General features: G+C 65.5%; 13 protein-coding genes. 5 read left to right on the top strand and 8 right to left on the bottom strand.

Features of this window, described 5'->3' with window-relative positions; all coding sequences use genetic code 11:
- Window position 1 precedes the first annotated feature (1 nt).
- Both ABIB42_RS20795 and ABIB42_RS20790 read right to left on the bottom strand, forming a co-directional pair.
- Entirely contained in the window at window positions 2-868 is an 867-nt protein-coding gene (locus ABIB42_RS20795; protein WP_005665243.1) for an ABC transporter permease, read from the bottom strand.
- Window positions 869-879: 11 nt separating this feature from the next.
- Window positions 880-1854 (bottom strand): ABC transporter substrate-binding protein, encoded by a 975-nt coding sequence (locus tag ABIB42_RS20790; RefSeq protein ID WP_273028344.1) that lies wholly within the window; start codon window positions 1852-1854, stop codon window positions 880-882.
- A 271-nt stretch (window positions 1855-2125) separates the two neighbouring features.
- Between ABIB42_RS20790 and ffh the strand changes: the two genes are divergently transcribed.
- A complete protein-coding gene (ffh, locus tag ABIB42_RS20785) occupies window positions 2126-3493 on the top strand; it encodes a signal recognition particle protein (protein ID WP_273161927.1) in 1368 nt (455 codons plus the stop codon).
- 233 nt (window positions 3494-3726) lie between these two features.
- Window positions 3727-4107, top strand: a complete 381-nt coding sequence (locus ABIB42_RS20780) for an SWIB/MDM2 domain-containing protein (RefSeq protein WP_005665240.1) — start codon at window positions 3727-3729, stop codon at window positions 4105-4107.
- Window positions 4108-4243: 136 nt separating this feature from the next.
- Here the strand turns inward: ABIB42_RS20780 and ABIB42_RS20775 are convergent, their stop codons facing one another.
- The 4 genes from ABIB42_RS20775 to ABIB42_RS20760 all read right to left on the bottom strand — a co-directional run bounded on the left by ABIB42_RS20775 (window position 4244) and on the right by ABIB42_RS20760 (window position 9537).
- Entirely contained in the window at window positions 4244-5629 is a 1386-nt protein-coding gene (locus ABIB42_RS20775; RefSeq protein WP_429248931.1) for an alkaline phosphatase, read from the bottom strand.
- Window positions 5630-5648: 19 nt separating this feature from the next.
- Window positions 5649-7097 carry an alkaline phosphatase gene (locus ABIB42_RS20770; RefSeq protein WP_429248930.1) on the bottom strand — a complete coding sequence of 483 codons (1449 nt, stop codon included), beginning with the start codon at window positions 7095-7097 and terminating at the stop codon, window positions 5649-5651.
- A gap of 92 nt (window positions 7098-7189) precedes the next feature.
- Window positions 7190-7816, bottom strand: coding sequence for a lytic transglycosylase domain-containing protein (locus ABIB42_RS20765; RefSeq protein ID WP_005665235.1), 627 nt, complete (start codon window positions 7814-7816; stop codon window positions 7190-7192).
- Complete coding sequence (locus ABIB42_RS20760) at window positions 7816-9537, bottom strand: proline--tRNA ligase (RefSeq protein WP_429248929.1); 1722 nt, start codon at window positions 9535-9537, stop codon at window positions 7816-7818. Before ABIB42_RS20760 ends, ABIB42_RS20765 begins: the two co-directional genes overlap by 1 nt.
- Before the next feature lie 206 nt (window positions 9538-9743).
- Between ABIB42_RS20760 and ABIB42_RS20755 the strand changes: the two genes are divergently transcribed.
- The 3 genes from ABIB42_RS20755 (at window position 9744) to ABIB42_RS20745 (ending at window position 12486) form a co-directional block, all read left to right on the top strand.
- On the top strand, window positions 9744-10376 hold the full coding sequence (locus ABIB42_RS20755) for an RNA pyrophosphohydrolase (RefSeq protein WP_005665232.1): 633 nt from the start codon (window positions 9744-9746) through the stop codon (window positions 10374-10376).
- Window positions 10377-10493: 117 nt separating this feature from the next.
- Window positions 10494-11999: an aspartyl protease family protein gene (locus ABIB42_RS20750; RefSeq protein WP_429248928.1), complete on the top strand. Its 1506-nt coding sequence runs from the start codon at window positions 10494-10496 to the stop codon at window positions 11997-11999.
- A 58-nt stretch (window positions 12000-12057) separates the two neighbouring features.
- Window positions 12058-12486 (top strand): DUF1841 family protein, encoded by a 429-nt coding sequence (locus tag ABIB42_RS20745; protein WP_005665227.1) that lies wholly within the window; start codon window positions 12058-12060, stop codon window positions 12484-12486.
- A 13-nt stretch (window positions 12487-12499) separates the two neighbouring features.
- Here ABIB42_RS20745 and ABIB42_RS20740 read toward each other — a convergent pair whose 3' ends face one another.
- Both ABIB42_RS20740 and ABIB42_RS20735 read right to left on the bottom strand, forming a co-directional pair.
- Window positions 12500-14020 (bottom strand): SulP family inorganic anion transporter, encoded by a 1521-nt coding sequence (locus ABIB42_RS20740; RefSeq protein ID WP_429248927.1) that lies wholly within the window; start codon window positions 14018-14020, stop codon window positions 12500-12502.
- A gap of 96 nt (window positions 14021-14116) precedes the next feature.
- Window positions 14117-14455 (bottom strand): c-type cytochrome, encoded by a 339-nt coding sequence (locus ABIB42_RS20735; protein WP_005665223.1) that lies wholly within the window; start codon window positions 14453-14455, stop codon window positions 14117-14119.
- Window position 14456: the final 1 nt, after the last annotated feature.

Raw genomic sequence — 14456 nt, 5'->3', positions numbered from 1 at the left:
GTCAGTGCTCCAGGCCGCGGTGCCAGCGCAGCAGATGGTTGTTCAGCCGATTCACGCCGATGTCGATCAACAGGCCCAGCACGCCGATGCTGATCATCCCGGCGATGACCTTGTCGGACCAGAAGTACTCGCGCGCCTCCGAGATGCGGAAACCCAGGCCGCTGTTCACGGCGATCATCTCGGCCACGATCACGACGATGAAGGCAGTGCCGATCCCGATCCGCACGCCGGACAGGATGTAGGGCACCGCCGCCGGCAGGATCACGCGCAGGAACATCGTCAGCTTGCCGGCGCCGAGGTTGTGCGCCGCGCGCAGATAGATGCCGTCGACCTGGCGCACGCCGGCGATCGTGTTCATCAACACCGGGAAGAACGCCCCGATCGCGATCAGGAACACCGCCGGCGGATTGCCGAGCCCGAACCACAGCATCGCCAGCGGGATGTAGGCGATCGGCGGAATCGGCCGCAGCACCTGCACCAGGGGATTCATCCAGGCGTGCACGCGCTGGCTGGCTCCCATCGCCAGCCCGAGCGGCAGCGCCAGCCCGGCGCCGATGGCGAAGCCCACCACCACCCGGTACAGGCTGGCGACGACGTCGACCGGCAGTTCGCCCGACAGCGCCCATTTCAGCCAGCCGCCGTCGGTGTACTGCGCGAACGGCTCGAGCGGGAGCAGGTAGTCGACCCATTTGCGCCACACGTCCAGCGGCGCCGGCAGCACCTGGCGGTCGACCAGGCCGCTGGCCGCCACCCATTGCCAGAGCGCGATCGCCAGCACCGGCACCACCAGGCCGGTGGCGTCGTTCCATCGGAGCCGCGCATTGCGCGAACCCCGGCGCGGCGTCTTGCGTCGTTCGATGCGTTCCATGTCGTCTCCCTTTACTGGATGTTCAGGCTTTTCTTGGCCGAGGCCAGCAGGTCGGTGCGGACCCAGTCGCTGGCCAGCGGCGGACGCGCCATGCGCCCCACCCCGGTCTGCGCCATGACGTCGGTCGTGACCTGGATGTGCTGGGGCGTGATGTCGTAGGAGTACGGCGAATTGGCCATCGCCGCGCGGAAGTCGGCCACCGTGATCTGGCCCTTGAACATCGACTGGCGCACATAGTGTTCGGCGACGTCGGGCCGGTCGATGAAGGTGCGCGTGGCCTGGACGAAGCAGCGCATGAACTTCTCGGCCAGCGGCCGGCGCTCGCGGTAGAACTTCTCGGTCATGACCATGGTGCGCACCGGCTCGCCGATCGGCGTCCCGTAGGGCTTCATGACCTCCTTCCCGAAACCCATATTGATCGCCTGCGACGATTGCGGCTCGGATTGCATCATCGCGTCGATGTGCCGGCCCAGCAGCGCCTGGTTCAGCTCCGGATAGGACAGGTACACCAGCTGGACGTCCTTGCGGCCGCTGGTGTCGGCGCTCAGCTTGTTGCGCGCCAGTTCGGCCATCAGGAGCACTTCCTGGATGCCGCCGCGGGTGACGCCCACGCGTTTGCCCTTGAGCTGGAGGATGGACGCGATCTTCAGTTCGGGCCGCGCCACCAGCCGCGCCCCGCCGCGCGCGAAGCCGGCCACCACCACCACCGGAGCGCCGCCGGCGCGGCCCTGGATCGCGGCCTCGGACGCGGTCGCGCCCACGTCCAGCTCGCCGGCGATGATGGCCTGCATGATGTCCAGCCCCTTGGCGAACATCTTTTCCTCGACCCGGATGCCGCAGCTTGGGGCGATTTCCTTGATATAGGACACGGCGCCGAAATGCGCCAACTTGAGATTCCCCAGCCGCACCACGTCCTGGGCCGTGGCGCTACCGCCGGCGGCCACCAGGGTGAGCGCAACCAATGTCTTACCAAACATCTCCCTCATATCAGTTCTCCTTGGACCGATTGTTAACACTAATGCTTGCCGGAAAGGCCAGTAGGCAATACACCATGGCGACCGCGGCTTGTGTTTGCGCTATCCCAAAAGGCGACGGCATTCGGTAAAAATGGTCGGTACAGGGCAGGTTCGGCCAGGTTCGGCCAGGTTCGGCCAGGCGCGCTATGCCGGGAGGCCGCGCTGCAAGGTAAAATGATGCGTTGGCGACCCGCGCCAGATCCGACTGCGCTTTTCTTGCGCTTCTTTCTATTAGGTAGACATGCTAGATAACCTCACCCAACGCCTTGCCAAGGTCGTCAAGACCATGCGCGGCGAGGCCCGCCTGACCGAGGCGAACACCGCGGAAATGCTGCGCGAAGTGCGCATGGCCCTGCTCGAGGCCGACGTGGCGCTGCCGGCGGTGCGCGAATTCATCGCCAAGGTCAAGGAAAAAGCCCTGGGCGAAGAAGTCGTCGGCTCGCTGTCGCCCGGCCAGGCCCTGGTCGGCGTGGTGCAGAAAGAGCTGGCCGCCCTGATGGGCGCCGACCTCGGCCCTGAAGCCACCCAGATTTCCTTCGCCCAGCAGCCGCCGGCGATCATCCTGATGGCCGGCCTGCAGGGTGTGGGTAAAACCACCACCACTGGTAAGCTGGCCAAGTACCTCAAGGAACAAAAGAAGAAGAAAGTCCTGACCGTCTCGGCCGACGTCTATCGTCCCGCCGCGATCGCCCAGCTGGAATCGGTGACCAGGCAGGTGGGCGCCGACTTCTTCCCGTCCACCGCCAACGACAAGCCGGTCGACATCGCCCGCAACGCGCTGGACTGGGCCAGGAAGCATTACCACGACGTCCTGATCATCGACACCGCCGGCCGCCTGGGCATCGACGAGGCGATGATGCAGGAGATCGCCGCCGTGCACGGCGCCGTCAATCCGGTCGAGACCCTGTTCGTGGTCGACGCCATGCTGGGCCAGGATGCGATCAACACCGCCAAGGCCTTCAACGACGCCCTGCCCCTGACCGGCATCGTGCTGACCAAGCTCGATGGCGATTCGCGCGGCGGCGCGGCGCTGTCGGTGCGTCACGTGACCGGCAAGCCGATCAAGTTCGCCGGCGTGTCCGAAAAGCTCGATGGCCTGGAAGCCTTCGATCCCACCCGCATGGCCAACCGCGTGCTGGGCATGGGCGACATCCTGGCGCTGGTCGAAGAAGCGCGCAAGGGCGTCGACGCCGAAGCCGCGGCCGAAATGGCCAACAAGATCAAGGCCGGCGGCCGTTTCGACATGAACGACTTCAAGGCGCAGCTCACGCAAATGAAGAAAATGGGCGGCATGGCCGGCCTGATGGACAAGCTCCCGGCCCAGTTCCAGCAGGCCGCGAGCGGCGCCAATATGGACCAGGCCGAGAAATCGGTGCGCCGCATGGTCGGCATCATCGATTCGATGACCCCGGCGGAGCGCGCCAAGCCCGAGCTGATCAAGGCCAACCGCAAGCGCCGCATCGCGGCCGGCGCGGGCGTGCAGGTGCAGGAAGTCAACCGCATGCTGAACCAGTACGACCAGATGCAGACCATGATGAAAAAGCTCAAGGGCGGCGGCCTGATGAAGATGATGCGCGGGATGAAGGGGATGATGCCCGGCTTGCGCTAATCCGCATGCCAATCGGCGAGAACCGTGCAAAGTATCGCTTTGCGCGGTTTTTTTTACGCCGCTTGTCAGCGTTTTTTCGTTCTCATGCGTTGTTGTGTGCGATAACGCCCATTCGGCGGGTTTTACGAGTGAAAAAGTTTTGAAAAAGACTTGCACGAACTGTAAAACGCTACCAATATAGGCGTGCGATAAATTACGCACTTTTCCACGTGTTCGTTTTAGGAGGCTCGAAGATGGCAACAGCCAAAAAAACCACTGCAGCGCCAGCAAAAAAAGCCGCTGCCAAGCCTGCTGCAGCGGCCAAGCCGGCAGCAAAAAAGGCAGCACCAGCAGCGAAGTCGGCCGATAAGCCGGCAGCCGCGCGCAAGCCGAATGCTGCTTTCATGAAAGCCATGACCCCGTCCGCCACGCTGGCCGCCGTCGTCGGCGACAAGCCGCTGCCGCGCACCGAAGTGACCAAGAAGGTCTGGGATTACATCAAGTCGAAAGACCTGCAAGACGCAGCGAATCGTCGCATGATCAATGCCGACGACAAGCTGAAAGCCGTTTTCGGCGGCAAGGCACAAGTCTCGATGTTCGAAATGACCAAACTCATTTCGGATCACCTGAAATAAGCCACCGGCTATTTCAAAAGCTTCAAGCTTAAAAAAGCCCCGGTTTCAAACCCGGGGCTTTTTGTTATTCGGCTGTAAATAATAGTGGCAACCGGTTAATAACCTTTCGGATCGGCGCTGCGCCGATCCGAATCCATTACAAGCCCGCTGCGGCTTTCATCAGGTGAAACACCTGGGTATTCTCGATCGTGCCCTTGAACGGCGCCGATCCGGCCCCGGTCGCATACAGTTTGACGTCGCCGCCGCCATGGGTTTCCGACGACTTGTGCACGCCGGTTTCCTGATGGTAATCGTCGCTTTGCGCCACCACGCTGTCGACGTCGGCGCGCACGTCCGGGCGGTTCGGGCCGTTGCCGAACACCAGGGTCGTGAAAGTCTTGCCGTCCGCATCCTTCTTCGGCTCGCCCGACGCATAGTCGCGCACGATGTCGATGATCGGATTGCCGCGCTTCGGATAGCCGTTGATCTGCATCGTGTGGTCATGGTCGGCGGTCAGCACGATCAGCGTGTTCTGCAGGCCTGGATCGATGGCGCGCATGCGCTCGATCGCCAGCTGCAGGGCATCGTCGAAGGCGACCGTCTCTTCCAGCGCATGCTTGGCGCGGGTGTCGTGCAGGGCGTGGTCGATCTTGCCGCCTTCGACCATCAGGAAGAAACCGTTCGGATTCTTCGACAGCAGGTCGATCGCCTTGCCGGTCATCTCGGCCAGGGTCGGCTGCTCCGGGCGGCGCTGGTACGAGTAGTCGAGATGGCTGGTGGCGCTAAAGATGCCTACGAACTTGCGGCCCGGCTGCGCCGACATCATGCCGGCGCGGGTGCCTGCCACGTAGTAGCCGGCGCCGGCGAATTCGGCCATCAGGTCGCGCCCGTCGGGCCGGCCCTTGGGATTGGCGGCGGCGTCACGCGGCGTGAAGTGGTTGCGCCCTCCTCCCATCAGCACATCCACGCCGTCGCCCAGCGCCTTGTTGTAGCCGGCGCCGCCAGGCACGATCTGCTGCGCGATGGCATAGACAGAGTCGCGGCTGCAGCTGTGCGCGAAGGTCGATGCGGGCGTGGCGTGGGTCAGTTCGGTGGTGGTGACGGCGCCGGTCGCCTTGCCCCGGGCCTTGGCCAGTTCCAGGATCGTCACGGCCGGCGTGCCGTTGTTGGCGCCGCACTGGTCGACGCCGTCCTTGCTCGGATCGATCGGACGCGCGCCAGCCTGCGAGATGACGTCGTTGTTCATCTTCACGCCGGTCATGTAGGCGCCCATCGACGGCGCGCTGTCGGTGGTCTGGTAGTCGGCCGAATACGTCTTGATGCGCGCGGTGCGCTCCATCAGGCGCTCGAAGTGCAGCAGGCTGTCCTCGCCGCCGCGATAAATGCGGGCGGCGGTGATCGTCGTCGGGCCCATGCCGTCGCCGAGGAAGAAGATGATGTTCTTGGCCTTTTGCTGGGCGGCGGCCGGGGTGGAAAAGGCAGCCGAAAATGGGACAAATGCGCATGCGGCCAGCAGCAGCGGAGTAAAACGTGTGAAAGTCATGGTGGCTCCTGGTCGCGGCTTACAGGCCGGCGGCGGTCTTGATCAGGTTGAACACGCGGGTGTTGTCGATGGTCCCGCGGAACAGTTCGGCGTTGGCGCCGGTCGCGCCCAGGTAGACGTCGCTGCCGCCATGGGTCTCGGCGCCCGTGCGGGTGCGCACCACCGCTTCCTGGTGGTAGTCGTCGCGCGTCACGACCTCGTCGCTCAGGTGCGCCGTGCGGTCGCCCGCGTGGCGCTGCTCGCCGGTGCCGAAGCCGATGATGGTATATGGCTGGCCCTTGCCGTCCAGGGCCGGCTTGCCGTCGGCGTTGCGCACCAGGCCGATCACGCCGGGGTTGGTCGGCGTGGTCTTGCCGGTGCGGGCCGCGTAGCCGTTCAGGATCAGGGTGTGGTCATGGTCGGCGGTGGCGACGATCAGGGTATGCTTCAGGCCCGGATCGAGCGCTTCCATGCGGTCGATCGCCGCCTGCAGCGCCGCGTTATACGTCACCGTCTCTTGCAGGGCGCGCTTGCCCAGGGTCGCGTGCAGCGCGTGGTCGATCAGGCCGCCCTCGATCATCAGGAAAAAGCCATTCTTGTTCGAAGCCAGCAGGTCGATCGCCTTGGTCGCCATCGCCGGCAGGGCCGGCTGGCGCGCCGGGTCGCGGGTGGCGTCGAAGTTCATGTGGTTCGGCGCGAACAGGCCGACCGCCGGCTGGCCCGGCTGCAAGGCATCGAATTGCGCGGTGTCGCTCACCACGCGAAAACCTTTGGAGCCCAGTTCGGCCAGCAGGTCGCGGTTATCAGCGCGCTTGCCGCCCTTGGCGAACGGCGTGAAGTGCTGGGCGCCGCCGCCGAACAGCACGTCCAGGCCGCGCGCGCCGAGCGCCGGGTTGTAGCCGGCGCCGCCCGGCACCAGGCTGGCGGCGATGTCGGTTTCCAGCTTGCGGTGGCAGGCGTGGGCATAGGTCGAGGCCGGGGTGGCGTCGGTGACGCTGGTATTGGTGACCACGCCGACCGCCATGCCGCGGCGCTTGGCCAGTTCCAGCAGCGTGACTGCGGCGGTGCCGTTCTCGCAGCGGCTGACCAGGGCGTTGCCGTTGGCATCCTTGCCCGGCGCGATCGCACGGGTGCCGAAGGACATCGAGACGACATTGTTATTCTGTTTCACGCCGGTCATGTAGGCCGCCATCGAGGCGGCGCTGTCGGTGACCTGGGCATCGTTCGAGAAGGTCTTCACGAAGGCCGACTCGGGCAGCCTGTCGATCGCCAGCTCGCCGTCTTCGCCGGCGGCGAAGATGCGCGCCGCGGTCAGGGTGTTGATGCCCATGCCGTCGCCGAGGAAGAAGATGACGTTCTTCGCGCGCTGGTCGACGGCGTTGACGCCCTGCGCGGTGGCGGCGGTGGATGGATTCGACGCGGGCGGCGTTGTCGCGCAGCCGGCGAGTGCCGCCAGCAGCGCGGCGGAGGCAAGAGTGGTCGGTCGCATGCAGTCCTCTGCTTGGGAAAGCGGAAAGTCTACACTGCTAACGTGACACGTTGGTGAACTGAAATGTTGGGGTTTTGTACAGCATGCCCGGTCTAGATACCGTGCTTGAATTCCCACTTCTTCCACGCCGCCAGCACCGCGTTCGGGTATTGCGGCTTGCCCCGGCTGCCGTTGTAGCGGCCCAGCGCCAGGTACAGGTTGCCGGCTTCCATGTCGATATACATGCGCAGGATGGCGCAGCCATAGCGCAGATTGGTCTGCATGTGGAACAGGCGGCGGCGGTCGCCGTCGCCGATCACCTTGGTCCAGAACGGCATCACCTGCATATAGCCGCGCGCGCCGGCAATCGAGATCGCGTACTTGCGATAGGCCGATTCGACCTGGATCAGGCCCAGCACCAGCCCCGGATCGAGGCCGGCGCGGGTCGATTCATACCAGACCGTTTCGAGGAATTCGGTGCGGGTCTGGACGTCGGGCAGGCGCTTGGCGAGCCGGCCCGACATCTCCTGGAACCAGGCTTGGTAGCGCACCCGCGCCGCCTCGGTGCGGAAAGTCGGCCGCGGCGGGCGCGCGTCGGCGATGGCATTGGCCAGGGCCAGGCGCACCGAATCCGACAGCGCTTCTTCCTTCTGGTTGCCGGCGAACGCCTCTCCTCCACCCAGGCCGAAGGCGCATGCGAGCACGGCGCCTCCGATCCAGGAGGCGAGGCGCAGACGCATCACTTGCCCAGCTTGCCCTTGATGAAGGCGACCATCTCCGCCACAGCGACGGCACTCGCCGCTTCGTCGCGGCGGCCCTGGTATTCCAGGTTGCCTTCCTTCAGGCCACGCTCGCCGATCACGACGCGGTGCGGCACGCCGATCAGCTCCCAGTCGGCGAACATCGCGCCCGGACGCAGGCCGCGGTCGTCGACGATGACGTCGATGCCGGCTGCCTGCATGTCGGCGTACAGCTTCTCGGTGGCTTCCTTGACCATCTCGCTGCGGTCCAGGCCCATCGGGCACAGCACCAGCTCGAACGGCGCGATGGCGTCAGGCCACACGATGCCCTTGTCGTCGAAGTTCTGCTCGATCGCCGCGCCCAGGATGCGGGTCACGCCGATGCCGTAGCAGCCCATCTGCAGCGGCGCGGGACGGCCACCTTCGTCGAGGAAGGTCGCGCCCATCGCTTCCGAATAGGCGGTGCCGAGCTGGAACACGTGGCCCACTTCGATGCCGCGCTCGATCGCCAGCACGCCCTTGCCGTCCGGCGAAGCGTCGCCCTCGACCACGTTGCGCAGGTCGGCCACGACCGGCTCCGGCAGGTCACGGCCCCAGTTGGCGCCCGTGTAGTGGAAGTCGGCCTCGTTGGCGCCGCACACGAAGTCGGCCATGTTGGCGACCGTGCGGTCGGCCACGACGTTGACCGGCAGCTTGGTGTTGATCGGACCCAGGTAGCCCGGCACGGTGCCGAACACCTCGAGAATCTCGGCCTCGGTGGAGAAGCGGAAGTCCTTCAGGCCGGCGACCTTGGAGACCTTGATCTCGTTGAGCTCATGGTCGCCGCGCAGCAGCAGCACCCAGAAGCTCTTCTTGCCTTCTTCGCTCTCGACGGTCAGGGCGATGGTCTTGACGGTCTGCGACAGCGGCAGATTCAAGAGCTCGGCCACGCTCTCGCACTTGGTCTTGCCCGGGGTCGGGGTCTTGGCCAGCGCCTGGGTCGCCGCGCCGCGGGTGCCGCTGGCCACCGCTTCGGCCGCTTCCATATTGGCCGCGTAGTCCGAGTCGGGGCAGTACACCAGCGCGTCTTCGCCGGTGCTGGCGATGACGTGGAATTCATGCGAACCGGTGCCGCCGATGGCGCCGTTGTCGGCCGCCACCGCGCGGAACTTCAGGCCGAAGCGGTTGAAGATCTTCGTGTAGGCGTCGAACATGGTCTGGTAGGACTTCTGCATGCCTTCCAGGTCGCGATCGAAGGAGTAGGCGTCCTTCATCGTGAATTCGCGGCCGCGCATCAGGCCGAAGCGCGGACGGCGCTCGTCGCGGAACTTGGTCTGGATGTGGTAGAAGTTGATCGGCAGCTGGCGGTACGATTTCAGTTCGCTGCGCACGACGTCGGTGACCACTTCCTCGGAGGTCGGCTGGATCGCGAAATCGCGGCCGTGACGGTCCTTAACGCGCATCAGCTCGTCGCCCATCTTGTCCCAGCGGCCCGTCTCTTGCCACAGTTCGGCCGGCTGCACCAGCGGCATCAGCAGTTCGATCGCGCCCGCGCGGTTCATTTCTTCACGGACGATCGCCTCGACCTTGCGGATGACGCGCAACCCGACCGGCATATAGGTATAGATGCCGGAACCCAGGCGCTTGATCATCCCGGCGCGCATCATCAGCTTGTGGCTGACGATCTCGGCATCGGAAGGCGCTTCTTTAAGAGTTGAAATAAAAAATCGTGAGGCGCGCATATCAGTGAATTCTTTTTAAAAAGAGAGGGTTATAATCGACCTAATTTTAAAGGATTAGCCGGCTGATGCGTCCAATCTTTCTACAAACAGGGTCCGCAAACAGCAGCATCCACCGCGCAAGCGGTGCGCAAGACCCACGGGCGTACAGAATTTGTAGGTAAAAACATAAGGGACGATCCGCCGGCAGAAAGTATCGAGGTGCACTTATGCTCGACCGTGAAGGGTTTCGGCCCAACGTCGGCATCATCCTGCTGAACGCTAACAACGAGGTCTGGTGGGGCAAGCGGGTGCGCGAGCACTCATGGCAATTTCCGCAAGGGGGTATCAAGTACGGGGAAACGCCAGAACAGGCAATGTACCGCGAGCTTGAGGAAGAAATCGGCCTGCGCCAGGAGCACGTCAAGATCATGGGGCGAACCCGCGACTGGCTGCGCTACGAGGTGCCCGACCACTTCATCAAGCGCGAGATCCGCGGCCATTACCGCGGCCAGAAGCAGATCTGGTTCCTGTTGCGCATGATTGCGCGCGACAACGAAGTCAACCTGCGCCTGACCGACCACCCGGAATTCGATGCCTGGCGCTGGCATGATTACTGGGTGCCGCTGGATGTCGTGATCGAGTTCAAGCGCGACGTCTACCAGCGCGCCCTGCAGGAACTGTCGCGCTTCGTCACCTGGCCGGCCAGGGGCCAGCAAGGCGAGCGGCGCCACAGCGCGCGCTACCTGCGCCAGCCGCATGGCAGGTCGCAAGGGGCCAAGCCGGCCCAGGACATGGTCGCGGTGGCGGGCGGCGCCAGTCCGGCGGGTCCAGAATCGCTGGTGCTCTCGCCGAACAAGTAATTTTTGTCTTTACGGAAACGGTGGCCCGCGCCGCCGTTTCCGCCAGACTTCCCTCCCGCGCACTATTTCATGCGCAGAGCATTGCTTCGAAAGCAACTAGTGCCAGTAGAATGGGGCATGACTTCTATTGCCTCGATGCTCAGCGTTTTTCTCGCTCCCCTTCTCTTTTTCCTCCCCCTGCTTGCCGCGGCGCAAACGTCGTGCCAGTTCCTGCAGGTAGCGCAGGTGCCGCTGCACTACGCCGGCTCGGGCCTGGGACTGACGATGACCGGCGAGATCAATGGCAAGCGCGCCACCCTGCTGCCCGACACCGGCGCCGGGGTCACTTACCTGACCCGCACCGGGGTCGAACGCCATGGCCTGACCCAGCGGCCCACCGGCCGCTACGTCCAGGGCGTGGCCGGCAAGTCGCGGCTGTACGAAGCCAGGGTGGCGCAGTTCACCGTCGGGCCGGTGCGCGCCCGCGACCTGTACCTGTCGGTCGTCGGCGAAACCTCGTTTACGCCGCGGTTCGACGCCATCGTCGGCGCGGCCTTCCTGCTGCAGAGCGACCTCGAATTCTCGCTGGCGACCAAGGAACTGCGCTTCTTCCGTCCGCAACGCTGCGGCAGCACCTGGCTGGCCTACTGGGACAAGAACGCGAGCGTGATCCCGTTTCGCCAGCACGACGAACTGACGGCGAACCCGCAGTTCTTCGTCCACATCAACGGCGCGCGCCTGACCGCCATGATCGACAGCGGCGCATCGATCACGACCATCACCAGGCGCGCGGCGCATCGGGCCGGCATCGACCTCGATGGCCCGCGCGCGCAGCGCGTGGCCAATGCCCACGGCGTCGGCAAACAGTCGGTGGGCGCCTGGATCGCCAGAGCGGACACTTTCAAGATCGGCGACGCCACCGTTCACGATCCCGAGTTCGACGTGATCGACAGCCAGCTGAGCGTCGACGTGCTGCTGGGCGTCGACTTCCTGCGCACGCACCGCGTGCTGTTCGCCATGAGCCAGGGCAAGCTGTACGTGTCCTACCTCGGCGGCCAGCCGTTCGATTCGCGGCGCGAGGTCAGGCCCTGGATGCGCCAGGAAGCCGAAGCCGGCAATGCCGACGCCTGGTACACGATGGCGGGCATGGCGGTTTCCGAGCGCGCCATGAACAAGGATCCGGCGGCCGCGAAAGCTTATCTGGAGCGGGCGGCGGCGCTGGGCCAGCGCGAGGCGAGCCTGTCGCTGGGCGTACGGATGCTGGTGCAGGGCAAGCCGGAGCAGGCGGCCACGCTCCTGCGTGCCAGCCTGGGCGAAGGGCACACCGGCCGCAATGGCGCCCTGTGGCTCTACCTGGCCCAACTGCGCGCCGGCGATCCGCAAGCCCGCGCCGAACTGGAAGCGCGTTTCAAGGAACGCAGCGACTGGCCACGTCCGGTGGTGGATTACTTCCTGGACAAGATCGACGGCGGCAAGCTGCTGGCTGCGTCCGATACGCCGGCGCGCGCCTGCCTTGCCGCCAACCTGGTCCTGCTGCACGAGGAAACACTGGGCAAGCCGGCCAGCGTCGCCCTGCCCGAGGATTGCAAGGCGATACGCGAACAGTACCAGAGCGCAGGCGCGGGCACGGACATGGCGCTGTGACGGCGGGCCGGCATCGCGCTACAATGCCGGCTCCCTTCCCTTCCTGCCGCATTCCGCCATGTTCACTCCGTCCTCGCACGACGTGCGCCGCTTTTTCTGCGAAGCCTATCGCAAGCACCGCAACGGCGAAATCCTGACCCCGATGGACGCGATCGCGGCCGACTGGATCGTCCAGCATCCCGAATACCACGAGCAGTTCGAGGACGTCGAGGCGGCGATCGCGGCCGACTATTCGGTCGAGGGCGGCAAGGCGAATCCCTTCCTGCACCTGTCGATGCACCTGTCGATCGCCGAGCAGATCTCGATCGACCAGCCGCGCGGCATCCGCGCCGCCCACGACGCCCTGGTGGCGCGGCGCGGCGAGCACGACGCCCACCACGAGATCATGGAGTGCCTGGGCGAGATGATCTGGGCGTCGCAACGCAACGGCGTGCCGCCGGACACCGAGGCCTATATCGAATGCGTGCGCCGGCGCGCATTCGCCTGACCCGGCGCCATATTCAAGCCAGCTTGTCGTCCGCGACCCGGTAGCGCGGGTCTTCCAGCAGGTTGACTTCGACCATCCCCTGCGCCTTGTCCAGCAGCTCGCGGCAGTCGGGGCTCAGGTGGCGCAGGTGCAGGCGCTTGCCCAGCAGGCGATAGCGCTCGGCCAGCGCGTCGATCGCCTGGATCGCCGAGTGGTCGACCACCCGCGCACGCAGGAAGTCGATGATCACGTCCTGCGGATCGTCCTTTGGCGCGAACAGCGACTGGAACGGCGTCACCGAGGCGAAGAACAGCGTGCCTTCCAGCGCATAGATTTTCCAGCCCTGCTCGTCGTGCGAGACGGCGGCCCGCACCTGCTTGGCGTGCTGCCAGGCGAACACCAGCGCCGACACGATCACGCCGGCGATCACCGCCAGCGCCAGGTCGAACACCAGCGTGATGCCGGCCACCAGCACGATCACGAACAGGTCGGCGCGCGGCACTTTTCCCACCAGGCGGAACGTGCCCCACTCGAAGGTCTTTTCGCACACCACGAACATCACGCCGACCAGGGCCGCCAGCGGGATCGCCTCGATCCAGCCGGACCCGAACAGGATGAAGGCGAGCAGGAACAGCGCGGCCGCGATGCCCGACAGGCGCCCGGTGGCGCCGCTGTTCACGTTGATCATGCTCTGGCCGATCAGCGCGCAGCCGCCCATGCCGCCGAACAGGCCGGCCACGACGTTGGCGGCGCCCAGCGCCAGCGATTCGCGGTTCGGCTGGCCGCGGGTGTCGGTGATCTCGTCGATCAGGGTGAGCGTCAGCAGCGACTCGATCAGGCCGACGCCGGCCATCACCAACGCATAAGGAAAGACGATGCGCAGCGTCTCCAGGTTCCACGGCACGTCGGGCAGCGCGAAGCCCGGCAGGCCGCCGGCGATCGAACCGAGGTCGCCCACGGTCTTGGTCTCGATGCCGAGCAGCGCGCAGCCGACGCTTGCCACCAGGATGCCGACCAGCGTCGACGGCACCGCTTTGGTCAGGCGCGGGGTCAGGTAGATCACCGCCATCGTGACGACGATGATGCCGGCCATGACCGCCAGCTCGGGACCGGCCATCCACTGCGCCGCGCCGTCCGGACCCGGCTCCTTGAAGTGGTTGAACTGGGCCAGGAAGATCACCAGCGCCAGGCCGTTGACGAAGCCGAGCATCACCGGATGCGGCACCATGCGGATGAATTTACCCAGGCGCGCGGCGGCGAACAGCAGTTGCAGCACGCCCATCAGCACCACGGCGGCCAGCAGGTATTGCGCGCCATGCTGGACCACCAGCGCCACCATCACCACCGCCAGCGAGCCGGCGGCGGCCGAGATCATGCCGGGCCGGCCGCCAAAAGCGGAGGTGATAAAGGCGACGATCACCGCCGCGTACAGGCCGGTGAGCGGGGACAGGTGGGCGACCAGGGCGAAGGCGATCGCCTCGGGCACCAGCGCCAGCGCGACGGTCAGGCCGGCCAGCAGGTTGATCTTCAGGTAAGCAGGGGTAAGGGACGGCACGGCGGCTCCAGCGGCAAAATGACAATCCCCTCGCTGCACTGCAGCAGAGGGGATGGCATGTTACCAGTTGGCGCCCGCGGGCGTGTGGCGGCCCTGCTACTTCTTGACCACCAGCTGCGACGGCAGGCTGGCGAGATAGGCGCCGAGGTCGTCCATGTCCTGGTTCGACAGCGGCTGCGCGATGCCGGCCATGATCGGATTGACGCGGCCATTGGCGCCGGCCCCGCGCTTGTAGGCGCGCAGCGCATGCGTGAGATAGTCGGCATGCTGGCCGGCCAGCTTCGGATAGGTCGGGTCGATCGGCTTGTTGTAGTCGGCGCCGTGGCAGGAGGCGCAGTTGTATTTCTGGGCCAGGGCTTCGCCGCGCTTGACGTCGTTGGCGGAGGCGCCGAAAGACACAGCGCCGAGGACCAGCAGGAGCATCGTGTTCTTCATG

It is taken from the genome of Massilia sp. UYP32 (genome assembly GCF_050434365.1).
GTDB lineage: Bacteria > Pseudomonadota > Gammaproteobacteria > Burkholderiales > Burkholderiaceae_D > Telluria > Telluria timonae.
The sequence above is the reverse complement of the archived record's forward strand: the minus strand, read 5'-3'. Positions and strand labels throughout refer to the sequence as shown.